The sequence below is a fragment of the Planctomycetota bacterium genome (assembly GCA_033763975.1).
GTDB lineage: Bacteria > Planctomycetota > Phycisphaerae > Phycisphaerales > UBA1924 > RI-211.
Genome location: JANRJM010000016.1, coordinates 101085 through 107810, shown reverse-complemented (window position 1 = coordinate 107810; position 6726 = coordinate 101085). Strand labels below are relative to the sequence as shown.

Sequence of the window (6726 nt, the reverse complement as noted above, 5' to 3'; positions counted from 1 at the left end):
GTGCTCAACAATTTTACGCTTGTGTGTGTTCTTTTTTTTGTGGTTTTGTTGTTGGGGGGGGGGGGGGGGGGGCGGGCGGGGTGGGGGGGGGTGGTGGGGGGGGGGGTGGGGGTGGTGGGGGGGGGGGTGGCGGGGGGGGGGGAGGGACGGGCGTGTTGGTATGGGTCACGACGTCGCCGCCGGACCCGCTCGAACCGCCCGAGCCAGAGCCCGAGCCGCCCGAGCCCGAGCCGCCAGAGCCCGAGCCAGAACCGCCGGAGCCGCCGGGCACCGTCGAACCGCCGGAGCCGTCGGAGCCGCTGGGCACGCCGCCACCGGAGCCTGACGGGCCCGAGGGCTGCGGAACCTCGCCCCCCTGGTCGCCGGTGGGGCCGCTGGGCGCGGGCGAGACGGGGTCGACGGAGTTCCCGGACGACGACCCGCCCTGCGTCCGCATCAACATGGACTGCAGGCGGCCAACCGGCGCCGAGGACGACGAGGGCATCGTGCGCGCCGTCGAGCCGCTGCGAAGGTTCACGGAGTTCGACGACGGCGTCGCGCTCGGCGCGGGCGACGGCGAGGCGGGGTTCTGCAGGACGGAGAGACGTCGGAGCGACGAGCTGGTCGAACGCGCGTTCGTGCTCGACGACGTCACCGTCGTCGTCATCCGCAGGCGAGAGACGCTCGGCGTCACGATGCGCGTGCTGCTGTTCGACCGCGGCGCCATGGGCGTCACCACGCGGCGGACCCCGCCCGAGCCGCTCGCCACCGTCGGGGACCGGCGCAGCGACTGCAACGTCGACAGCGCCTGCGACGGCTCGTCCGCGACCTGGGCCATCGACACCGCGTGCCCCGAAGCGAGCGAGACGATCGCGGCACAGAGCCACGCCCGGTGCGGACGCTGCGGATGATTGACGGCGAGTGAACGGCTCATACTCGGGACCCTCCCGCGCTCGGGTGCGCTATGCAGAAGATCCGTTTCGGCTGCGGCGGGGCAACGGGTCAGTCGGTCAATTCGCGTGGGCTTCGGGAAACAGGCTTCGCACACCCTACCCACCGTGCTCCGGGCAGACTTCGTCCATGTCGCGCACGAGGTACACTCGCGGCGTCCGCCCATATCGTCACGATCCGCACGAAACGACGCCGGCCTGCCCGACGCCCGCCCGTGCATCTCCGCCATTGCGGGTAGTGCCGCCCGTAGCGGCCCCTCCCACTTGCGACGTCCGTCCTTCGCGGATCTGTCGCGTTCGCTCAAGCCACCCGACCACGCCGCCCGCCGCGTCCCGACGCCGTCGGCACGCGGCTTGCTCACGCGCCGTGCGTTCGCTCCGTCTCCAACCTCCCCACCACGTCCCGCAGCGTCGCGCGCCAGTGCGCCCGCTCGCCGATGATGCGCTCCGCGTTCCACAGGTCCAGCACGCTGTACTCGGGGCGTCGCGCGGGCCTGGGAAACTCCGCCGACGTGCACGCCTCCACCCGGCACGGCGCACCGAGTATCGACACGATCTCGGTCGCGAGGTCATACCACGTGCACTCGCCCGCGTCGGTCACGTGCGTCAGCCCCTCGGCCCGTGCCGCCAGCAGCGCGAGCGTCGCCGTCGCCAGGTGCTCGGCGCTCGTCGGCCTGCCGCGCTGATCGTTCACGACGCGCAGCGTGGGCCGCACGCGCGACGCCGCCGCGATCGTGCGCACGAAGTTCTTGCCCCACGGCGCGTACAGCCAGCTCGTCCGCACGTACAGCACCCGCAGGCCGCGCTCGACTTGCTCGCGCAGCACCGCCTCGCCCGCGGCCTTCGACCGCCCGTACGCGTTGATCGGCGCGCGCGGCGCGTCGAGCGGGTACGGACGATCAGCCCGGCCGGCGAACACGTAGTCCGTCCCGAAGTGCACGAGCGTGGACCCGTGCGCGCGGCACGCCTCCGCGAGCAGGCGGACGCCCTCGGCGTTCACCGCCGTCGCCGCCGACTCGTTCGCCTCGGCGCCGTCCACGTCCGTCCACGCGGCGCAGTTGATGACCGTGGGATACTCACCGAGCGCGTGCAGAGACTCGGCGCGAACGATGTCGACCTCGGCGCGTGCGAACCCGCGCGCCGCCACGCCGCCCCGCGCGAGCGCCCCGGCGAACGCCCGCCCGAGCATGCCCGACGCGCCGACGATGGCGACCGGCCCGCGCAGCCCCGCGCCGACCCCGCCCCGCGCCGCGGGAAGGCCCGTGCGCTCCGCCTCGACTGGCTGCTGGGTGGTCATCCGTGCCTCACGCCCCACGGGAAGCCGTCGACCGCGTCGTGCGCCATCCGGTGCTCGTCCGGCTGGGCCGGGTTGTACGCCGCGCTGACGTAGTACAGCAGCCCGGCCGGCTCGTGCCCGACGGTCGCCGCCCCGTGCCACAGGGGCGGCGGGATGATGACGACGCACGGGTTCTTCTCGCCGATGATGGCCATCCACGCGCGCCGATCCGACGCACGGTAGACGCCGACCTTTAGGTGCCCGTGCAGGCAGAGCCAGAAATCCGTCTGCAGCGTGTGGTGGTGCCAGGCCTTGATCACGCCCGGGTACTGCACGCTGAAGTTGATCTGGCCTTCGGGGCGCATCACGCCCTGCATCTGGTTCATGATCGAGTAGCCGCGATCATCGGCGTAGTACGACACCGGGACGACCGCCGGCTCGACCGCGGCCTTCGCGTGCTCCCACGCCGCCGCGAGGGAATCCGTGCCGAACTTTCTGATGTTCTCGGGCTTCACGAACGTCCTCCCCCACCGGCGTCAGCCCGTCGAGCCCGCCGCGACGGGGAGCTCGAGATGGTTCGCGCCGCTCTCGGACACCATCCGCGAGGCCCGGAACAGGCTCTCGATGGTGCCGGCGTCCGTCCACCACCCGTCGAGCACCTCGTGCGTGAGGTCGCCGCGCTGCAGGTAGTAGTTATTCACGTCGGTGATCTCGAGTTCGCCCCGCGCGCTGGGCTTCAGCTCGCCGCACACCTTGAAGACGTCGCGGTCGTAGAAGTAGAACCCGGTGACCGCCATGGAGCTCGGCGGCTTCTTCGGCTTCTCGACGATCGCCTTGATCTTCGCGCCCGCCCCCTCGCCGTCGAACTCCACCACGCCGAAGCGTTCGGGGTCCGGCACCTGCTTCAGGATGATCTTCGCGCCCGAGCGCTGCGTGAAGAACCGCCCGGCCGCGTCGCGGATGCTGCCCTCGATGATGTTGTCGCCCAGCACGACGCACACCTTGCCGTTGTCCGCGAAGTCCTCGGCGAGCTTGAGCGCATCGGCGATGCCGCCCTCGCCCTCCTGGTACGCGTACGCGAGGTGCTTGAGCCCGAGGTGCTTGCCGTTCTTCAGGAGCTTCAGGAAGTCGCCCGCGTGCTCGCCGCCCGTCACGATCAGCACCTCATCGATGCCCGCGTTCAGCAGGCACTGGATGGGGAAATAGATCATCGGACGGTCGTAGACCGGGAGAAGGTGTTTGTTCGTGACGAGCGTCATGGGACGCAGCCGAGACCCCAGGCCTCCGGCGAGAATCACACCCTTCACGCTTCCCCCCTTCTACTCGCGATACCCGAGAGATTAACCCTGGTTGACGGGGTGGTCAACAAATCGGGCCTTTTCGACGCGGCTTTGGGCGGATTCTGCCGCCTGGTCCGCGAACGCCGCGTCCGCGTTCGCGCCGCGCTTACATCACGCAAGCGCCGCGTGTGCGCACGATAACCCCGCTCGCGCCCGTCGCGCACGCGTGTCGACGCTACCCTTGGCCCGTTGCCGGAAGGGGGGCCCATGGGCGCGTTCTCGTCGATCCTGGTCACGGGCGGGTGCGGCTTCATCGGGTCGAACTTCGTCCGCTTCGTGCGACGCCACCGCCCCGACACCGCCGTCATCAACCTCGACTCGCTCACGTACTCGGGCAACGCCGAGAACCTCGCCGACCTTGCCCAGGACACGCGCTACCGGTTCGTGCACGGCGACATCTGCGACCGCCCGCTTGTCGAGAAACTCGCGGGCGAATGCGACGCCATCGTCCACTTCGCCGCCGAGAGCCACGTTGATCGCTCCATCATGGACGCCGGCCCCTTCATCCGCACCAACGTCGGGGGCACGCAGGTGCTGCTCGACGTGCTCCGCGCCCGACGCGCCGCCCGGGGTACATCGCCCCGCCTGCTCTACGTCAGCACCGACGAGGTCTACGGCTCGCTCCCGCTCGACCGCCCCGACCTGCTCTTCACCGAAGACTCGCCGATCCTGCCCAACAGCCCCTACGCCGCCAGCAAGGCCGCCGGCGACGGGCTCGTCCGCGCCTACCACCACACCTTCGGGCTTGACCTGGTGACGACGCGCTGCTCGAACAACTTCGGGCCCTACCACTTCCCCGAGAAGGTCATCCCGCTGTTCATCACGAACCTGATCGACGGCGAGCAGGTCCCGCTCTACGGCGACGGCCTGAACGTGCGCGACTGGCTCCACGTCGAGGACCACTGCGAGGCCGTCCTCGCCGTGCTCGAGCGCGGCACGTCGGGCGAGGTTTACAACGTCGGCGGGAACAACGAACGCAGCAACCTCGACCTCACCCGCACGATCCTCCGCCTCATGGGCAAGGGCGACGAGATGATCCGCTACGTCGCCGATCGCCCGGGGCACGACCGGCGCTACGCGATCGACGCCACCAAGATCCGGCGTGAACTCGGCTGGGAACCCACGCGCTCCGCCTGGCCCGACGCCCTCGCCTCGACCGTCGAGTGGTACCGCGCGAACGAGGCGTGGTGGCGCCGCGTGAAGTCCGGCGCGTACCGCGAGTACTACCACCGCCAGTACACCGCCCGAGAAGCGCCCCGCTAACCGGCGCGCGCCACCAGCGTCGGCGAAACCTCCACCGTCAGGGCTCGTCCCAGCGTGTGCACCTGCAGGTACACCCGGTCGGGCGCGTCGAGCCCTTCGACCACGCCCTCCACGCCGCGCAGCGCGCCGCCCGTCACCACCACCCGCGTGCCGCGTTCCAGGTACTTCGCCGGCGCCAGCACCACCCCCGCCTCCATCGCGAGGCGGATCTGTCGCAGTTCGTGGTCCAGGCGTGCCTGGTCCTCGACGCGGATCACCTGCACGACCCGCCCGACGCCCAGCTCGCGGTCCGACAGGCGTCCGGCGCTCCGCGCGAATACGTACCCCGGGAACAGCGGGATCTCGTACACCCGGCCGCGCGCCCAGGCCTGCCGCCGTCGCTGGACGGGCAGCAAAAACTCCACGCCCGCGGCGTCGAGCGTCCGGGCGACCGTCTTCTCCTGGCGGGCTTTCACCCGCAGCACCCACCAGCGTGCCGCGTCGCCGTCTCGCCGCTCGTCCCCGCGTTCCTCGATCGCGCTCGACCCGCCGATATCTGCGCTCGTCGCCATCGAGGGGTGTTCCAGTGGGTGCGTCCTGCGGCGGGCAACGATACCCACTCGCGGCCGCACACCCGGAAGGGCGCAGTCCGGAACGGGACGACCGTCCGATAACGGATGGACGTGCATAAGGGCAGTGCAATTCCCTTGCCGATCATCGCGTAATTCATGCGCCGGTCGCTTGACCCGCTGTTTGAACCCCGTATTCTCCGAGCCACTCGCTCGAACGCGAGCGTGCTCGGGTTTCGTGTGTACCCAGGGGAGATTGGATCAATGAAGACGACGATCATCGCCGCGGCGCTCGCCGTGGCCTCCGGACAGGCCCTCGCGGGCAACGTGTGGCTGAACTCGGCCAAGGTTTCGAACTACACCGAGACCGGCAGCGTCGGTCAGGCCAAGTACCGCATGTCGAACACCAACTTCGACATGTCGCTCGACCATGGCCTGGGCACCAATCCCGGCCAGTTCATTTCTCATGGTCTCGGCAACAACACCCAGTTGAACAACGTCGTGTTCAACTTCAGCGTGAACTTCATCGCTGGCGAAGGCATGATCTTCCGGATGGTCAACACAAACACCAATGCCGCGTTCAACCTGGCTTGGGGCACTTTCAGCAGCCCGCTTCCGGCCGGCACGACCAACTCGGTCGCGACGCTGAATGGCTTCGCCCCGAACCGCTCGTTCAACACGATTCAGCTCTTCGCCGACGCCCGCTTCAACCCCTCGCAGATGCAGTGGTCGAACCTCGCCTTCACTTCGGCCGGGCTCACCGTCGCCGACAACTCGCTGCTCACCGGCGGGCAGGTGGAGAATCCGGAGAACCCCGGCTCGCCTCCCCCGGGCACCCAGCACACCCAGCGCATCGTCTCCGACATGGACCTGTCCACGTTCAACTGGACGCTCACCGGCCAGATCCGCGGCTACCGCACCGGCGCGGGAGGAGACGAACTTACTCGCTACGTGATCGGCCTCAAGGAGTCGAACTTCCAGATCATCCCCCTCCCCACCGGCGCGGGTCTCGCGTTCGCTGGGCTGGGCGTGCTGGGCGTTCGCCGCCGCCGCGCCTGATGGCGTGCGGGCTTGTCCCGCGGGCCGAGGCCGAGATTCTGAGCCCCCCCTCCGGGCGCCCTCGCGGGCGCCCGGTTTTCTTTTGTGGGCGTGCCCGTGGCACCACTCGGCGGCGCCGCTGGGGCGCGGGCCCGCGGAGCCGCGCTGCCGGGTGGGGGTCGCGGGGGCGGCGAGGCAGCGGGGGCGCGGGGACACCGAGGCCGTCGGTTTTTTCCGCTTCGTGTCAGGGTGCGGTGCCGCGCGGGGTACTTACGTGTGGCCGTCCGGGGGGTGTCGGTGCGTGCTGAGGATCAGCGCGAGCTCGCGGCAGG

7 protein-coding genes are annotated in these 6726 nt (G+C 70.0%); 3 read left to right on the top strand and 4 right to left on the bottom strand.

Features of this window, described 5'->3' with window-relative positions; all coding sequences use genetic code 11:
• Nucleotides 1-152 precede the first annotated feature (152 nt).
• Nucleotides 153-890 (top strand): hypothetical protein, encoded by a 738-nt coding sequence (locus SFY69_10555; protein MDX2132479.1) that lies wholly within the window; start codon nt 153-155, stop codon nt 888-890.
• Between the two features lie 397 nt (nt 891-1287).
• Here SFY69_10555 and rfbD read toward each other — a convergent pair whose 3' ends face one another.
• Genes rfbD through SFY69_10540 form a run of 3 tightly spaced genes read right to left on the bottom strand, consistent with a single transcriptional unit; the run spans nt 1288 to nt 3512 of the window.
• A complete protein-coding gene (gene rfbD, locus SFY69_10550) occupies nt 1288-2226 on the bottom strand; it encodes a dTDP-4-dehydrorhamnose reductase (protein MDX2132478.1) in 939 nt (312 codons plus the stop codon).
• Nucleotides 2223-2720: a hypothetical protein gene (locus tag SFY69_10545; GenBank protein ID MDX2132477.1), complete on the bottom strand. Its 498-nt coding sequence runs from the start codon at nt 2718-2720 to the stop codon at nt 2223-2225. Before SFY69_10545 ends, rfbD begins: the two co-directional genes overlap by 4 nt.
• Nucleotides 2721-2741: 21 nt before the next feature.
• Nucleotides 2742-3512 (bottom strand): sugar phosphate nucleotidyltransferase, encoded by a 771-nt coding sequence (locus SFY69_10540; GenBank protein MDX2132476.1) that lies wholly within the window; start codon nt 3510-3512, stop codon nt 2742-2744.
• A 240-nt stretch (nt 3513-3752) separates the two neighbouring features.
• Between SFY69_10540 and rfbB the strand changes: the two genes are divergently transcribed.
• Nucleotides 3753-4808 carry a dTDP-glucose 4,6-dehydratase gene (rfbB, locus tag SFY69_10535; protein MDX2132475.1) on the top strand — a complete coding sequence of 352 codons (1056 nt, stop codon included), beginning with the start codon at nt 3753-3755 and terminating at the stop codon, nt 4806-4808.
• Here rfbB and SFY69_10530 read toward each other — a convergent pair.
• Complete coding sequence (locus tag SFY69_10530; protein MDX2132474.1) at nt 4805-5359, bottom strand: transcription termination/antitermination NusG family protein; 555 nt, start codon at nt 5357-5359, stop codon at nt 4805-4807. The two genes, rfbB and SFY69_10530, sit on opposite strands and share 4 nt — an antisense overlap.
• Nucleotides 5360-5620: 261 nt before the next feature.
• Here SFY69_10530 and SFY69_10525 point away from each other — a divergent pair, with 261 nt between their 5' ends.
• Entirely contained in the window at nt 5621-6415 is a 795-nt protein-coding gene (locus tag SFY69_10525) for a VPLPA-CTERM sorting domain-containing protein (GenBank protein MDX2132473.1), read from the top strand.
• Nucleotides 6416-6726: the final 311 nt, after the last annotated feature.